Here is a 15,486-nt window from a genome sequence, read left to right as displayed (position 1 = left end):
CGCCCAGCGTGCACCGGCTGCGAAAAATTGCGCTCGGATTCGCGGCGGGTGCACATTCGGCGAGCGTCCAGCCAGCGTCACCTCATGTCGGGTAGCGCCGCGGAGTGAACACCCGGTCGCCGGAATCCGCTGAGTACCACTGGGTTTGGGAGGAGCCGACGATCAGCAGGCAGCGCATGTCGACGTCGGCGGGGTTCAGGTCGGCCAACCGCACCACCCGGACGTCCTCGTCGGGCCCGGAGACGTTGCGCCCGATCACCACGGGCGTGCCGGGTTCGCGGTGGGCCAACAGCAGGTCGCGCATCGCACCGACCTGCCAGGTCCGCGTCTTCGACGCCGGGTTGTAGATGGCCAGCACCAAATCGGCCGCGGCTGCGGCGGTCAGGCGCGCGGCGATCACCTCCCACGGCTTGAGCCGGTCGGACAACGAGATCACCGCGTAGTCGTGGCCCAACGGGGCCCCGACCCGGCTGGCGACGGCCTGCGCGGCCGTCATCGCCGGAATCACCCGGATCCGCACGCCCGGCCACTGCTTGGCTTCCTCCAGCACGGCCGTGGCCATCGCGAACACCCCCGGATCGCCCGACGACACCACCGCCACGGCGCGCCCTTGCTCGGCCAGCGAGCAGGCCAGGCGCGCCCGCGCGGGCTCGTCGGCGTTGTCGCTGGGATGGCGCCGCTGGCCGTCCCGGACCGCGACCCGGTCGAGGTAGCCGCGGTAGCCGATCAGATCGGTCGCTCTGGCCAGTTCGCGCCGGCTCTGCGGAGTCATCCAGTCGCTGTCACCGGGCCCCAGGCCGACCACCGCGACGCCGCCGGCGATCGACACTGGCCGCCGCCCGCCCGGCAGCACGGCCAGCGAGAAGTACGGCACCGCGGACTCGTCGACCTCCGACGCGGGCAGCACGCGTTGCCCGGGGGTGCTGGCGCGCTCCACGTAGAACGCGTCGTCCAGCTGACCAGACGCCGAAAGTGCTTCCCGCACATTGTGATACGAACGGCCCAGTTTGAGCACCACGGCCGCGTCGGCGTCGGCGAGCCGGCGGGCCAGCTCGGCGGCCGGCAACGTGCCGGGCAGCACCGACAGCACCTCGTCGCCGGTCACCAGCGGGGTGGCGACAGCCGCCGAGGCCGCGCTCACCGACGTCACACCGGGCACGATGACGGCGTTGAACCGACGCGTCAGCCGGGTGTGCAGATGCATGTAGGAGCTGTAGAACAGGGGGTCGCCCTCGGCGAGCAGCGCGACGTTGCGCCCGGCGTCGAGGTGCGCGGCGATCCTGCGGGTGGCGTCGGCGTAGAAGTCCTCGAGCGCGCCGGCGTAGCCGCCGGGGTGATCGGTCGGTTCGGTGGTCACCGGATAGATCAGGTGCTCCTCGATCTGACCGGGCCGCAGATACGGTCCGGCGATACCGCGGGCGATGCTGCGACCATGGCGGGCGCTGTGGTAGGCCACCACGTCGGCCTCGGCGATCACCCGGGCGGCCTTGACGGTCACCAGCTCCGGGTCGCCGGGCCCCAGCCCGACTCCCCATAGCGTGCCCCGGGCGGTCATTCGCTGCCGGTCGCCATCGCGTTGACGGCGGCGGCGGCCATGGCGCTGCCGCCGCGGCGGCCGCGGACCACCAGATACGACATGCCGCGCGGCCGATCGATGAGTTCCTGCTTGGCTTGCGCGGAGCCGACGAAGCCGACCGGTCCGCCCAGCACGGCCGCCGGCGCCGCGACGCCCTCGTCGATCAGCTCCAGCAGCCGGAACAGTGCGGTGGGCGCGTTGCCGATGGCCACGATGGCACCGGCGAGCCGGTCGGCCCACAGTTCCACGCCGGCCGCCGAGCGGGTGGTTTGCCGACGGGCCGCCAGCTCGGCCGCGCGCGGATCGGCGACCAGCGTCACCACCTGGTTGCCGGCGGGCAGCCGCGCGGCGGTGATTCCGGCGGCCACCATCGACGAATCGCACAGCACCGGAGCGCCTTCCGTTAACGCGGCGCTGGCCCGGGTGACGACGTCGTCGGTGTAGGCGACATGTTCGGTGACATCGACCTGCCCGCAGGTGTGGATCAGCCGGACCACGACGCGGGCCACATCGGCGGGGAATCGCGTCAGGTCGGCTTCGGCGCGGATCGCCGCGAACGACAGCCGGTAGATTTCGGCCGCGTCGCGGATGTAGTCGAGCACCCGCCCACCCTAAGGGCTGTTTGCGTGGCGACCGCCGGCGCCCGGCTTGGCCGCGCTTGCGGTCGCCACGGACCTCACAAGCCTGTACCCCTGTCCAGTGGCTACCAGGACCTCACCGGCGGGCGGGCTGCCGCATGCGCGTTCGCAGCCGACGAAGTGCCGATGCACGACGGATGCGGCGCCGTGTGGACCCAGTGACTGCGCCGCATCGGTTCGCACGTCAGCGGCCGAGCGCGCGCAGCCCGGGCTGCCCGTGCACGCGCTGACGCGCAGCCAGGGCGAGGCTTCGTCGAACACCAGCCCCAACGGCGCCAGCACCCGCAACGCGGCGTCCGCCACTTCTTCACTGAGATCGCACACCAGCACCGATCGCCATGGCGTGACCACCAGCGGGGCCTCGATCGCGGCGAGACACTCCGCGACACGTGCGGCCAGGACTCCCAGCGGCACCGCGGCGCCCAGCGCGACACGGCCGTCGTCCTGCGGTATCCAGCCAACCGGTCCCCGGGTGAGGGGCGGGAACGCCGGGCGTAGCTCGACCCCCGGCAGCAATTTGTTGATGTCCGCCAATTCACTTACCCGCCAAGCCTTTCCGCGGACTTCGACAAAGCGCAGCGCAATGGCGAGCAGCGTCTCGGTGACATTGTTGACCCGCACACCGGTATTACGCCCCGCGAGCACCAGCGCGCAGCCGTCGTCCAGCACGTGCACGCCGACGTCGGCGCCCAGCCCGGACACGTCGGCGCGGCCGTCGTCGACACTGAACCAGAAGCGCCCGCCCAGCTCGGCGAGCGCGGGTTCGGCGCGGATCGCGGCGTCCAGCTCGCCCACCCACGGCCGAACGTCGGCCTTCCCGCCGACCCGGCCGGACAGCGGCGACGCGACGATGTTGCGGACCCGCTCGTGCGTCGCCGACGGCAGCAGGCCGGCGGCCGCCAGGGCGCCCGCCGCGGCCTCGACATCGCGGATCCCGCGCAGCTGCACGTTGCCGCGCGCGGTCAGCTCGAGCGTTCCCGAGCCCACCCCGCTCGACAAGCGGGCCAGCGTCGCCAACTGGGCGGCGGTGATGATTCCGCCTGGCAGCCGGACCCGCACCAACGCGCCGTCGGCGGCCTGATGCACCCGCAGCGCGCCCGGGCAGGCGTCGATGTCACGCGCTCGGGGCATGTCACGAAACGCTATCCCACTGTTCGTCTTCGACGTCCGCGATGCAGTGGTAGGCGATCACCGGAGTCCCGGGCCGCGCGACGCCGCCGGAAACGTTGAGGCAGGGACCGAGCGCACTGGTGAGCTGGCCGTTGCTCTGGTGAGTCCACCGCCCGTTGTCCGCATTGGGATGGCAGGGCATGAGCAGCACCGGGGTGTTGTCCGCTGCGCCACTGATGCTCAGGCAATTCCCCGGGACCGCCACGCTTTCGATCTGGCCGGCGGGGTTGAAAGCCCAGAGCTGGGACTTCGACCCATCGCAGGGGTTGACCATCGTCGCGGTGCTGCCGCCATTCGGGCCGTCGAGACACCAATCGCCCAATCGGCTCCTCAACTGGACCGGGTCGGCGGCACGCGCCACGCCCGCGCCGAGCAGCGCGACACCGAACCCGGCGCCGGCCACGACAAGGGCCCGACGCACACCGGCCATCAAGTGCGATTCCTGCATTTCCGCTCCTCACGTCCCGTGTAATAAGGTTCCCACCCCAGCCCGCGGCAATCACCGTGCGGTACGAATGGGGGGTGGTTGAGCCGAGCGTCCTGCTGTTGTCGACCTCCGACACCGACCTCATCAGCGCCCGTTCCAGCGGGAAAAACTATCGGTGGGCCAACCCGTCGCGGCTGTCCGATTCAGAACTGCCCGGCCTGCTGGCGGACGCGTCGATCGTGGTGGTGCGGATTCTCGGCGGCTACCGCGCCTGGAGGAGCGGCATCGACGCGGTGATCGCCAGCGGCGTGCCGACGGTGCTGGTCAGCGGCGAGCAAGCCGCCGACGCCGAGCTGACCGGTCTTTCCACGGTTGCGGCCGGCATCGCGGTGCAGGCGCACATCTACCTGGCTCACGGCGGCGTGGACAACCTGCGCCAATTGCACGCATTCCTGTCCGACACCGTGTTGATGACCGGTTACGGGTTCACACCGCCGGTGAGGACCCCGACCTGGGGTGAGCTTTCGCGCGCGGATGCCCGGCCCGGCCCAGGCCCGACGATCGCGGTGCTGTACTACCGCGCGCAGCACCTGGCCGGCAACACCGCCTATGTCGAGGCGCTGTGCCACGCAATCGAAAACGCTGGCGCGCGTGCGCTGCCGGTCTTTTGCGCGTCGCTGCGCACCGCCGAGCCGGAGCTGCTGGACGCGCTCGGCGACGCCGACGCCATGGTGGTCACCGTGCTGGCCGCCGGGGGCTTGAGACCCGCCACTGCGTCGGCCGGCGGTGATGACGACAGCTGGAACGTGGAGCACCTGGCGGCCCTGGACATCCCGATCCTGCAGGGTCTCTGTCTGACCAGCCCGCGGAATCAATGGCGTGACAACGACGACGGCCTGAGCCCGCTCGACGTCGCCAGCCAGGTGGCGGTGCCCGAGTTCGACGGCCGCATCATCACAGTTCCGTTCTCGTTCAAGGAGATTGACGACGACGGGTTGATCTCCTATGTCGCCGATCCGGAGCGCTGCGCCCGGGTGGCGGGGTTGGCGGTCCGGCACGCGCAGCTGCGGCACGTCGAGCCTGCCGACAAGCGGGTGGCCGTGGTGTTCTCGGCGTACCCGACCAAGCACGCCCGCATCGGCAACGCCGTCGGGCTGGACACCCCGGCCAGCGCGGTGGCCCTGCTGCGCGCGATGCGCGAGCGCGGGTATCAGGTGGGCAACCTGCCGGGTGTCGACGCGGGCGACGGTGACGCGCTCATCCATGCGCTGATCGAACGCGGCGGACAAGACCCCGACTGGCTCACCGCCGGACAGCTGGCCGGCAACCCGATCCGGGTGCGCGCCAAGGACTATCGCGACTGGTTCGCGACCCTGCCCCACGAGCTCACCGAGGCCGTGCAGGCGCACTGGGGTCCGCCGCCGGGGGATCTGTTCGTCGACCGCACGAACGATCCCGACGGCGACATCGTCATCGCCGCCATGCAAGCCGGCAACGTGGTGGTGATGGTGCAGCCGCCGCGTGGCTTCGGGGAGAATCCGGTGGCCATCTACCACGATCCGGACCTGCCACCCAGCCACCACTACCTGGCCGCCTATCGGTGGCTGGACGCGGGCTTCGGGGCGCACGCCGTCGTGCACCTGGGCAAGCACGGCAACCTGGAGTGGCTGCCGGGAAAGACGCTGGGCATGTCGGCGGCCTGCGGAGCCGACGCGGCGCTGGGCAACCTGCCGCTGATCTACCCGTTCCTGGTCAACGATCCCGGCGAAGGCACTCAGGCCAAGAGGCGGGCCCACGCGGTGCTTGTCGACCATTTGATCCCGCCGATGGCCCGTGCGGAAACCTACGGCGACATCGCGCGTTTGGAACAGTTGCTCGACGAGCACGCCAGCGTCGCCGCGCTGGACCCGGGCAAGCTGCCCGCCATCCGCCAGCAGATCTGGACGCTGATCCGGGCCGCCAAGATGGACCACGACCTGGGACTCACCGAACGTCCGGGAGAGGACTCGTTCGATGACATGCTGCTGCACGTCGACGGGTGGTTGTGCGAGATCAAGGACGTCCAGATCCGCGACGGTCTGCACATTCTCGGGCAAAAGCCAACGGGGGAGACCGAACTCGACTTGGTGCTGGCAATCCTGCGGGCGCGCCAGCTGTTCGGCGGCGAGCATGTCATCCCCGGCCTGCGCCAGGCGCTCGGCCTGGCCGAGGACGGCACCGACGAACGCACGTCGGTGGATCAGGTCGAGGCGGCGGCGCGCGCGGTGGTCGCGGGGCTGCAAGCCACCGGCTGGGACCCCGCCGCGGCCGACCGGCTCACCAGCAGCGCGGACGTCGCGGCGGTGTTGCGGTTCGCGGCCACCGAGGTGGTGCCGCGGCTGGCCGGCACGGAAGCCGAGATCGACCAGGTGCTAAGAGCTCTGGACGGCCGGTTCATCGCGGCCGGGCCTTCGGGCTCGCCGCTGCGCGGCCTGGTCAACGTGCTGCCCACCGGGCGCAACTTCTATTCCGTCGACCCCAAGGCGGTGCCTTCGCGGCTGGCGTGGGAAGCCGGTGTGGCGCTGGCGGATTCGTTGCTCACCCGCTACCGGGACGACCATGGAGGGTGGCCGCGGTCGGTCGGGCTGTCGGTGTGGGGCACCTCGGCGATGCGCACCGCCGGCGACGACATCGCCGAAGTGCTTGCCCTGCTGGGTGTTCGGCCGGTCTGGGACGACGCCTCGCGCCGGGTTGTCGGCCTGACGCCGATTCCGGTGGCCGAGCTGGGCCGGCCCCGCATCGACGTGACGGTGCGGATCTCCGGGTTCTTCCGGGACGCCTTCCCGCATGTCGTGACGATGCTCGACGACGCGGTGGGGTTGGTCGCCGACCTCGACGAGCCCGCCGAGGACAACTACATACGCGCGCACGCCCAAGCCGACCTGGCGCAACACGGTGACCGACGGCGTTCCACCACAAGGATTTTCGGATCGAAACCGGGAACCTATGGGGCCGGCCTGCTGCAGCTGATCGATAGCCGCAACTGGCGTGACGACGCCGACCTCGCGCAGGTGTACACCGCCTGGGGCGGATTCGCCTACGGGCGCGGTTTGGACGGTCGGCGCGCCACCGATGATATGAATCGCCAGTACCGGCGCATCGCGGTGGCCGCCAAGAACACCGACACCCGCGAACACGACATCGCGGACTCCGACGATTACTTCCAGTACCACGGCGGCATGGTGGCCGCGGTGCGCGCACTGACCGGACAGGCGCCCGCCGCCTACATCGGCGACAACACCCGAGCCGACGCGATCCGCACCCGCACACTGTCGGAGGAGACCGCCCGGGTCTTCCGCGCCCGCGTGGTCAATCCGCGCTGGATGGCCGCGATGCGCCGGCACGGCTACAAGGGCGCCTTCGAGATGGCGGCGACCGTCGACTACCTATTCGGCTACGACGCCACCGCCGGGGTGATGGCCGACTGGATGTACGAGCAGATCACCGAGCGCTACGTGCTGGATCCGGAGAACCGCAAGTTCATGGCGGAGTCCAATCCGTGGGCGCTGCACGGCATGGCTGAACGGCTGCTGGAGGCGGCCAGCCGCGGCATGTGGGCCGACCCGCGCGCGCACACCCTCGACGGCCTGCGCCAGGCGCTGCTGGAAACCGAGGCCGACCTGGAAGGTTAGTACGGCGAGCAGACGCAGAATCGCACGCGGAACGCCTTCCGCGTGCGATTCTGCGTCTGCTCGCCGGGTAGGTTGGCACCCGTGAAGCCAACTTTTGCCGACCTCGCCAAAGCGCAATACATCCTGCTGACCACCTTCACCAAGGACGGTCGCCCCAAACCGGTCCCGGTCTGGGCCGCCTTGGACAGCGACCGCGGCGACCGCCTGCTGGTCATCACCGAGGGAAAGTCGTGGAAGGTCAAGCGGATCCGCAATACCCCCCGCGTGACGCTGGCCATCTGCGACATACGTGGTCGCCCGAAAAGTGAGGCCGTCGAGGGCACCGCGGTCATCCTCGACAAATCGCAAACCGGCGCGGTCTACGAGGCGATCGGCAACCGGTACGGCATCGTGGGCAAGGTCTTCAATTTCTTCAGCAAGCTACGCGGCGGCATGGAGAACAACATCGGCCTCGAGCTCAAAGTGGCCAGTGGCTGATCCCCATGAGCACCGTCCTGATCCCCATTCCGGACCGTGACTTCGACCCGACCGAGGTCGCGGTCAGCTGGCGGGTCTTGACCGCCAACGGTCACCGGGTGGTCTTTGCGACCGAAAGCGGCAGGCCGGGCGTCGCCGACGACATCATGGTGACCGGGCGAGGTTTGGACATCTGGTCTGCGCTACCGGTTTTCGGCGCTGTCGCGATAGTCGGGCGAATGCTGAGGGCGAATAAGGACGGTCGCCGCGCCTATGCAGAAATGCTGCAATCGACCGAGTTTCGGCATCCGATCAGCTGGACTCAAGCCACCCTCGACGGCATCGACGCTCTGCTTTTGCCCGGCGGGCACCGCGCCCGGGGAATGCGCAGCTACATCGACAGCGACACGCTGCAGCGGCTCGTCGTGGATGCGTTTGCCCGCGGGGTGATCGTGGCCGCGATCTGTCACGGCGTGCTGCTCGCCGCTCGCAGCATCGATCCGACCACCGGCCGGTCGGTCCTCTACGGGCGCAGGACTACGTCGTTGACATGGGCGATGGAGCGGCGCGCCTGGCAGCTGACCCGCCGCACCCGTTTCTGGGATCCCGATTACTACCGCACCTACCCCGACGGGCCCGGTCAGCCCGGTGGGTACATGTCAGTGCAGTCGGAAGTTACTCGCGCCCTTAAAGATCCATCGGACTTCCGCGACGTCGCCCGCGGATCACCGCACAGGTGGCTGAAGAACTCCGGGATGGTGCGGGACACGACGACCGACTCGCGACCGGCATTTGTCGTCGTCGACGACAACTACCTGTCCGCGCGCTGGCCAGGCGATGCCCACACCTTCGCGACCGCCCTGTCCCAGAAGCTGAGTCAACGTCCAAGTGGCCCACCCTCCTAGCCCGCGCGCAGGTGTTCGCCGAAGAACGTAAAGACACGGCTCCAAGCGTCTTCGGTCGCGGCCTCGTCGTAGCCGAACCCCATGATGCGAAGCAGCGGTTGGCCGGGCAGTTTGTTCGCGAAGCTGTGCCCGGCGCCCGGGTAGGTCTTGATGTCGGCGGTGATGTTCTTGGCCGCGGTCACTTCGCGCAACCGTCTGGGTGCGCCCACGCCCAGCGGGTCGCGGCCGCCGAAGCTCGCCACAATCGGGCACGCCTCATCCAGCGTCTCGCTGAGGTGGCGCGGCAGCGGGGTGCCGTAGAACGGTGCCGACGCGCCAAAACCCTTGGGCGACATGATGAGTGCGAACCCGCCGCCCATGCAGAAGCCCGCGATCCCGACCTGGCCGGAGCATTCGGGCATGGCCAGCAGGTGATCGCGGGCGGCCAGAATGTCATCAACGGCACGGCCCCGTTTCGTCAGCAGCTCGCGCATGACCCTGGTGATGCAGCGGGCGCGGCCGCCACGGGCGTACAAGTTGGGCGTGAGCGCTAAATAGCCCGCGCCGGCGATGCGCTTGGACACCAACTCGTTGTCCGGCGCATAGCCGACCGCGTCGTGGACCACCACCACGCCGGGCCAGGGGCCTGCACCCTGGGGGCTGCTCAGCAGCGCGTCGATCGGTCCGGCGGGGGTGTCGATATCAATCGTTGTCATGACGTCATCTAACTGCAGCCTTGGCGTCGGCCTTCACGGAACTTGGGCGCGGTCCGCGGACGTTGGCGTCACATGGTGTCGCGGCTGCTTCTCCTCTACGCCGTCGTCGAGCTCGCGGTGGTTTTCGCGCTTGCGTCGACGATCGGTTTCGGCTGGACCCTGCTGGTGCTGCTGGCGACGTTTGTGCTCGGGTTCGGCCTGCTCGCGCCGCTGGGTGGGTGGCAGCTTGGGCGCCAGCTCGCCCAATTGCGATCCGGTCTGACAGAACCGCACAGCGCGCTGAGCGACGGCGCGCTGGTCACCATCGCCTCGGGCCTGGTCCTTGTTCCCGGTCTGGTCACCACGGGGTTGGGACTGTTGCTGTTGGTGCCTCCGATCCGGGCTGCCGCCCGCCCGGGGCTGACTTCACTTGCGGTGCGGGGCTTCCTGCGGCGCGTGCCGCTGACCGCCGATGCTGCGGCCGGCGTCGCCGGTGCCTGGAACCTCCGCAACACGGGCGACGGCAGGGACTTCATCGACGGCGAGGTCATCGACGTCATTGACGTCGAGCCGCCGGTCTTGCCGCAGCGTGCGACCGGCGACGAGCCCCCGGCGCCGCCCGCGTCGTCGGTCTGAGTTCGATTGCCCGGCTGCCCCTGGGGCCGCGCCGCGGCCCGCATCGTCGCCGGGCGAAACACGAGCCCACGTAGGTTTGCGGGGTGACCCCGAAGGCTCCGATCGCCACGAAGCTGCTGCTGAACGGCCGCGTGCACAGCCCCACCCACCCCGACGCCACCGCCATGGCGGTGCGCGGCGACGTCGTCGCGTGGCTGGGCAGTGACGACGTGGGCCGCAGCCAGTTCCCGGACGCCGACGTGCAGGATCTCGACGGCGCTTTCGTGGCGCCGGCATTCGTCGACAGCCACATCCACCTGAGTGCGACCGGCCTGACGCTCAGCGGGCTGGACCTGCGACCCGCCACCTCGCGAGCGCACATGGTGCGGATGGTCGCCGACTACGCGGCCGCCCACCCGGGCCGGCCGGTGTGGGGGCATGGCTGGGACGAGTCGGCGTGGCCCGAGAATGCCGCGCCGAGCACCGCCGACCTGGACGCGGTGCTCGGCGACCGGCCCGCCTACCTGGCCCGTGTCGATGTGCACTCCGCGTTGGCCTCGACCGGGCTGCGACGGCTGGTCCCCGGGCTGAGGGCGGCGGCCGGTTTCACACCGCAGCGGCCGCTGGCTGGCGACGCGCACCACCTGGTCCGCGCCGCGGCCCGCGACTTGCTCACCGACACGCAGCTGGCCGCAGCCCGGGAAGCGGCGCTGGATGCGCTCGCCGCGGCCGGCATCGTCGCGGTGCACGAATGCGCCGGACCCGACATCGGCGGGCTGGACGATTGGCGGCAGCTGTGCGGCCTCGAACACGGCGTCGAGGTGATCGGCTACTGGGGCGAGGCGGTGACCACGCCCGCACGGGCCCGCGCGCTGGTCGATGAGACCGGGGCCCGCGGGCTGGCCGGAGACCTGTTCGTCGACGGTGCGCTGGGGTCGCGCACCGCCTGGCTGCACGAGCCGTACGCCGACGCCCCGGATCGCGTCGGCGCCTGCTACCTCGACCCCGACGCTATCGTCGCGCATGTCCGGGCGTGTACCGAGGCCGAGGTGACCGCCGGTTTCCACGTCATCGGCGACGCCGCGGTCTCGGCGGTGGTCGCCGCCTTCGAACGGGTCGTCGACGACCTCGGTGTGGTCGCCGTCGCGCGGTGCGGGCACCGCCTCGAGCACGTGGAGATGGTGACCGCCGATCAGGCGGCGAAGCTGGGCGCGTGGGGGGTCATCGCCAGCGTGCAGCCCAATTTCGACGCGCTGTGGGGCGGTGGCAACGGCATGTATGCCCGTCGCCTCGGTGCACAGCGAGCCAGCGAACTCAACCCGCTCGCACTGTTAGCATCCCAAGGCGTGCCCCTCGCGCTCGGTTCCGACGCCCCGGTAACAGGTTTTGAGCCGTGGGCGAGCGTGCGCGCGGCGGTCAACCACCACACCCCGGGCAGCGCCGTGTCGGCGCGCGCCGCGTTCGCCGCGGCTACCCGCGGTGGCTGGCGGGCAGCCGGTGTCCGCGACGGGAAGACGGGCACCCTGGTGCCCGGAGCGCTGGCCTCCTATGCCGTCTGGGATGCCGGGGCTCTCGACGTCAGCGCGCCCCGAGACGGCATTCAGCGCTGGTCCACCGACCCGCGTTCCCGGGTGCCCGCGTTACCGCGGCTGGGCCCGACCGACGCCTTGCCGCGCTGCCGCCAAACCGTGCATCGGGGTGCCGTCATCCATGGCTAGGGAATGGTTCGCCGCGCGCCGGCGACTGGCGCAAGCCGGCGCCGGGCTGGCGGCGCGGCTGCCCGCCGTTCGGGCCGCGACACAACCACGTCTGCCGCGGCTGGTGGCCGCCGTCGTCGCCGGGCTGCTGCTCTACGCCAGCTTCCCGACGCTGAACTGGTGGTGGGCCGCGGTCGTCGCCTTCGCGCTGCTGTCGTGGGTGCTGACCCACCGCGCCACCACACCGGTGGGTGGGCTGGGCTACGGCTTCCTGTTCGGCCTGGCGTTCTACGTGCCCTTGTTGCCGTGGGTCGGCATGCTGGTCGGCGCGATGCCCTGGGTGGCGTTGGCGACGGCGTGCGCGTTCTTCCCGGGTCTCTTCGGCGTGTTCGCCGTCGTGGTGCGCCGGCTGCCGGGCTGGCCGATCTGGTTCGCCGTGGTCTGGGCGGCGCTGGAGTGGTTGAAGTCGATTGGCCCGTTTGGCGGATTTCCCTGGGGATCGGTGGCCTTCGGCCAAGCCGATGGCCCGCTGCTGCCGTTGGTTCAGCTCGGTGGGGTCGCGCTGCTCTCGACGGCGATCGTGCTGGTGGGATGCAGCTTCACCGCGATCGCGCTGGAGATCGAGACGTGGTGGCGCGCCGGTGGCCAGGCGCGCGGCCGCGCGGACGGAGCGGGTGTCTCAGGATCCGCCTCCAAAACTGGTACAGGTGCCGCTACTCCTCCGCCCGCGGTCGTGCTGCCCGGTGCCTGCATATGCCTGGTGTTGTTCGCCGCGGCCGTCGCCTGGCCGCAGGTGCGGCACGCGGGGGTCGGGTCAGGCGGTGAGCCCACCGTCACCGTCGCGGCCGTGCAGGGCAATGTCCCCCGGCTCGGGTTCGACTTCAATGCGCAGCGTCGAGCGGTGCTGGACAACCACGTCCGCGAGACGCAGCTGCTGGCCGAGGACGTCCGTGCGGGGGTTGCCCCGCAGCCCCAATTCGTCATCTGGCCGGAGAACGCCTCAGATATCGATCCCCTCGCCAACGCCGACGCCGGGCAGCAGATCTCGGCGGCGGCTGACGCGATCGGCGCGCCTATCCTTCTCGGCACCGTGCTCGACCTTCCCGGTCGCCAAGAAAATCCCGAATACACCAACACGGTGCTGGTGTGGAACCCGGTCACCGGCCCGGCCGACCGCCACACCAAGGAAATCGTGCAGCCGTTCGGCGAGTACCTGCCCATGCGGTGGCTTTTTCGGCATCTGTCCGGGTACGCCGACCGCGCCGGCTACATGGTGCCCGGCAAGAGCACCGGCGTGGTGCGCATCGCCGGCGTACCGGTCGGGGTCGCCACCTGCTGGGAGGTGATCTTCGACCGCGCACCGCGAAAATCGGTTCGGGGCGGCGCGCAGTTGTTGGCCGTGCCCAGCAACAACGCCACCTTCAACCAGACGATGAGTGAACAGCAACTGGCCTTTGCCAAAGTTCGGGCGGTAGAGCACGACCGATACGTCGTGGTGGCCGGCACCACCGGGATCAGTGCGGTGATCGCGCCAGACGGTCACGAGCTGGTCCGGACGAACTTCTTCGAGCCCGCCTATCTCGACATCCAGGTGCACCTCAAGACGAGGCTGACCCCCGCCACACGGTGGGGCGCGATCCTGCAATGGATCCTGGTCGCGGCGGCCGGGGCGGTCATTCTCGCCGCAATGCGGCACAATGGATGGTTCGCGCATCGAACCCGTCGGCGGCCCAAGCCCCAGGAGGAACCCGTCGGCTCCGGTGCGCCAAAGGACGCCGAGGATGCGGGGGGCGGCCGACACTCACTTGGTTTCGGGCGACGAAGTAGAGGAGCTATATGACCACCGGCCACCCGGCGCCCCGAGTCCCGGGCAGTCGTCCCAGCCAGCGCGTTCTGGTGATCATCCCCACCTACAACGAGCTGGAGAACCTGCCGCTGATCCATCGGCGGGTAAGGACCGCCTGCCCCGACGTCCATGTGCTCGTCGTCGACGACAGCAGCCCCGACGGCACCGGCCAGCTCGCCGACGAGCTGGCACAGGCCGATGCCGACCGCACCCACGTGCTGCACCGCACCGCGAAGAACGGGCTGGGCGCGGCATACCTGCAAGGTTTCGCCTGGGGCCTGAGCCGGGATTACGCGGTACTCGTCGAGATGGACGCCGACGGCAGTCACGCGCCCGAACAGCTGCACCGCCTGTTGGACGCCGTCGACGCGGGAGCCGACCTGGCCATCGGCTCGCGCTACGTCGACGGGGGGGCGGTGCGCAACTGGCCGTGGCGGCGCCTGGCGCTGTCCAAGACGGCGAACACCTATTCGCGGCTGGCGCTCGGCATCGGTGTCCACGACATCACCGCCGGTTATCGCGCCTACCGCCGCGAAGTGCTCGAGACGATCGATCTAGACAGCGTCGACTCCAAGGGCTACTGCTTCCAGATCGAGATGACCTGGCGCACGATCAACACCGGTTTCGTCGTCGTCGAGGTGCCGATCACATTCACCGAACGTGAGATCGGCGTGTCCAAGATGAGCGGATCCAACATCCGCGAGGCGCTGGTCAAAGTCGCTCGATGGGGCCTCGACGGGCGGCGCACCCGTGCTCGGGCCGCGCGCGCTCACGACAACGCGTAACTGCGGGCCCCGGTCAGCCGCGACGCCGCGACCTAATAAGGTCGAGGCGCTCCTTGAGGAGTTCCTCGAGTTCTTCGACCGAGCGACGCTCTAGCAGCATGTCCCAGTGTGTGCGCGGTGGCTTGACCTTCTTCGGCTCGGGCAAGTCACCCTCGATCAGCGTGCCCTCCATGCCGTTGCGGCACAACCAGGTGCCGGGAATCTCGGCGTCGTCGGCGAAGGGGACCTCGAACTCCTCGCCGTTCTCGGTGCGATACCGCGCGATCTGACGCGGTGCGAGATCGTGGTTACGGTCGGTCTCATAGCTCACGGCTCCGAGCCGACTGCCTCGTAGGACACGATCAGCCATAGGGCGGTACTCCTTTGGGTCCGGTGAGCTGCTGGGCTCCTGCGATTATCTCCGCTTAAGCAAACGTTAAGAGCGTTTGCCTAGTTCCCGTGGTCCGCGCGCGGCGCGCGACGCGACCATTAATGATACCGGGATCGGGGGCTGCGGCGGACTAAAGTCGGCAGGCGTGACGCGTCGTGCCCGGCCTCAGCCATGCCGCTGGTGTGGTCGAGACGTGACCGACGTCGGGATGGGCCGTCGCCGCCAGTATTGCCGGCAGTCCTGTCGGCAGCGTGCATACGAGCAGCGGGCCATGATGACCCGGGGTGGGGGCGGGGCGGCGCTGGCCTTGCCGGCCGACGCCGTGGTGCTCTCGGCCGACGATGCGGCCGACCTATCGGATCGCGTTTACCAGGTGCGATGTGCGGCCGAGGACGTCGCCACGGCGCTCGACGAAGGAGCCGGGGCAACCGAACTGCGCGAATTGTGCGACGTGCTGGTTCGGGCCGCCAGGGCCGCCGACGGCTGGCGCCGCGTGGGCGTCTGACGGGGCAAGATTCGGGGTCTTCAGGCGCTGTCGCAGCGCCGGCTGTGCACAGCCGGTACAGTCGCGCCAGGGCCGGCGCGCACCGAGCGCGCCGGGTCAGTTGTTTGCGTAGAAGCTGGGAGTATCGGACGTTTTGAAATCCCGCCAGAGT

Annotated in this window: 12 protein-coding genes and 1 pseudogene; 7 read left to right on the top strand and 6 right to left on the bottom strand. The window is 69.9% G+C overall.

Features of this window, described 5'->3' with window-relative positions; translation table 11 throughout:
* Nucleotides 1-82 precede the first annotated feature (82 nt).
* Genes G6N24_RS09995 through G6N24_RS09980 form a run of 4 tightly spaced genes read right to left on the bottom strand, consistent with a single transcriptional unit; the run spans nucleotide 83 to nucleotide 3,832 of the window.
* Nucleotides 83-1,555, bottom strand: coding sequence for a precorrin-2 C(20)-methyltransferase (locus tag G6N24_RS09995; RefSeq protein ID WP_085155746.1), 1,473 nt, complete (start codon nucleotides 1,553-1,555; stop codon nucleotides 83-85).
* The gene (locus tag G6N24_RS09990; protein ID WP_085155742.1) at nucleotides 1,552-2,178 is read right to left on the bottom strand and encodes a precorrin-8X methylmutase; all 627 of its coding nucleotides are present in this window, start codon (nucleotides 2,176-2,178) and stop codon (nucleotides 1,552-1,554) included. Before G6N24_RS09990 ends, G6N24_RS09995 begins: the two co-directional genes overlap by 4 nt.
* A 9-nt stretch (nucleotides 2,179-2,187) precedes the next feature.
* Nucleotides 2,188-3,345, bottom strand: a complete 1,158-nt coding sequence (gene cobG / locus G6N24_RS09985) for a precorrin-3B synthase (RefSeq protein WP_085155738.1) — start codon at nucleotides 3,343-3,345, stop codon at nucleotides 2,188-2,190.
* Between the two features lies 1 nt (nucleotide 3,346).
* Complete coding sequence (locus G6N24_RS09980; protein ID WP_085155735.1) at nucleotides 3,347-3,832, bottom strand: Rv1419 family lectin; 486 nt, start codon at nucleotides 3,830-3,832, stop codon at nucleotides 3,347-3,349.
* A gap of 74 nt (nucleotides 3,833-3,906) precedes the next feature.
* Between G6N24_RS09980 and cobN the strand changes: the two genes are divergently transcribed.
* From cobN to G6N24_RS09965, 3 genes are all read left to right on the top strand, one after another.
* Nucleotides 3,907-7,482 (top strand): cobaltochelatase subunit CobN, encoded by a 3,576-nt coding sequence (gene cobN, locus G6N24_RS09975; protein ID WP_085155768.1) that lies wholly within the window; start codon nucleotides 3,907-3,909, stop codon nucleotides 7,480-7,482.
* Nucleotides 7,483-7,563: 81 nt separating this feature from the next.
* Nucleotides 7,564-7,959, top strand: a complete 396-nt coding sequence (locus G6N24_RS09970) for a PPOX class F420-dependent oxidoreductase (RefSeq protein ID WP_085155732.1) — start codon at nucleotides 7,564-7,566, stop codon at nucleotides 7,957-7,959.
* Nucleotides 7,960-7,964: 5 nt separating this feature from the next.
* A complete protein-coding gene (locus G6N24_RS09965) occupies nucleotides 7,965-8,843 on the top strand; it encodes a type 1 glutamine amidotransferase domain-containing protein (RefSeq protein ID WP_085155727.1) in 879 nt (292 codons plus the stop codon).
* Here the strand turns inward: G6N24_RS09965 and G6N24_RS09960 are convergent.
* Nucleotides 8,840-9,538: a dienelactone hydrolase family protein gene (locus G6N24_RS09960; protein WP_085155724.1), complete on the bottom strand. Its 699-nt coding sequence runs from the start codon at nucleotides 9,536-9,538 to the stop codon at nucleotides 8,840-8,842. The two genes, G6N24_RS09965 and G6N24_RS09960, sit on opposite strands and share 4 nt — an antisense overlap.
* Before the next feature lie 75 nt (nucleotides 9,539-9,613).
* On the opposite strand from G6N24_RS09960, the gene G6N24_RS09955 reads away from it, so the two are divergent.
* The 3 genes and pseudogenes from G6N24_RS09955 to lnt all read left to right on the top strand — a co-directional run bounded on the left by G6N24_RS09955 (nucleotide 9,614) and on the right by lnt (nucleotide 14,460).
* Nucleotides 9,614-10,153, top strand: a complete 540-nt coding sequence (locus tag G6N24_RS09955; RefSeq protein ID WP_139822156.1) for an FxsA family protein — start codon at nucleotides 9,614-9,616, stop codon at nucleotides 10,151-10,153.
* Nucleotides 10,154-10,317: 164 nt separating this feature from the next.
* Nucleotides 10,318-11,850, top strand: coding sequence for an amidohydrolase (locus G6N24_RS09950; protein WP_085155765.1), 1,533 nt, complete (start codon nucleotides 10,318-10,320; stop codon nucleotides 11,848-11,850).
* A pseudogene (gene lnt / locus G6N24_RS09945) lies at nucleotides 11,843-14,460 on the top strand (apolipoprotein N-acyltransferase). Before G6N24_RS09950 ends, lnt begins: the two are co-directional and overlap by 8 nt.
* Before the next feature lie 13 nt (nucleotides 14,461-14,473).
* Here the strand turns inward: lnt and rbpA are convergent.
* Nucleotides 14,474-14,809: an RNA polymerase-binding protein RbpA gene (rbpA, locus tag G6N24_RS09935; protein ID WP_036359704.1), complete on the bottom strand. Its 336-nt coding sequence runs from the start codon at nucleotides 14,807-14,809 to the stop codon at nucleotides 14,474-14,476.
* Nucleotides 14,810-14,975: 166 nt separating this feature from the next.
* Here rbpA and G6N24_RS09930 point away from each other — a divergent pair, with 166 nt between their 5' ends.
* Complete coding sequence (locus G6N24_RS09930) at nucleotides 14,976-15,335, top strand: hypothetical protein (protein WP_085155716.1); 360 nt, start codon at nucleotides 14,976-14,978, stop codon at nucleotides 15,333-15,335.
* Nucleotides 15,336-15,486: the final 151 nt, after the last annotated feature.

It is taken from the genome of Mycobacterium lacus, assembly GCF_010731535.1.
Taxonomy (GTDB): Bacteria; Actinomycetota; Actinomycetes; order Mycobacteriales; family Mycobacteriaceae; genus Mycobacterium; species Mycobacterium lacus.
The sequence above is the reverse complement of the archived record's forward strand: the minus strand, read 5'-3'. Positions and strand labels throughout refer to the sequence as shown.

Coding starts and splice junctions, on each gene's coding strand:
- G6N24_RS09950 (WP_085155765.1), top strand. CDS start 10,318: ATGGCGGTGCGCGGCGACGTCGTCGCGTGGCTGGGCAGTGACGACGTG.
- G6N24_RS09965 (WP_085155727.1), top strand. CDS start 7,965: ATGAGCACCGTCCTGATCCCCATTCCGGACCGTGACTTCGACCCGACC.
- G6N24_RS09980 (WP_085155735.1), bottom strand. CDS start 3,832: ATGCAGGAATCGCACTTGATGGCCGGTGTGCGTCGGGCCCTTGTCGTG.
- cobG (WP_085155738.1), bottom strand. CDS start 3,345: ATGCCCCGAGCGCGTGACATCGACGCCTGCCCGGGCGCGCTGCGGGTG.
- G6N24_RS09960 (WP_085155724.1), bottom strand. CDS start 9,538: ATGACAACGATTGATATCGACACCCCCGCCGGACCGATCGACGCGCTG.
- G6N24_RS09995 (WP_085155746.1), bottom strand. CDS start 1,555: ATGACCGCCCGGGGCACGCTATGGGGAGTCGGGCTGGGGCCCGGCGAC.
- rbpA (WP_036359704.1), bottom strand. CDS start 14,809: ATGGCTGATCGTGTCCTACGAGGCAGTCGGCTCGGAGCCGTGAGCTAT.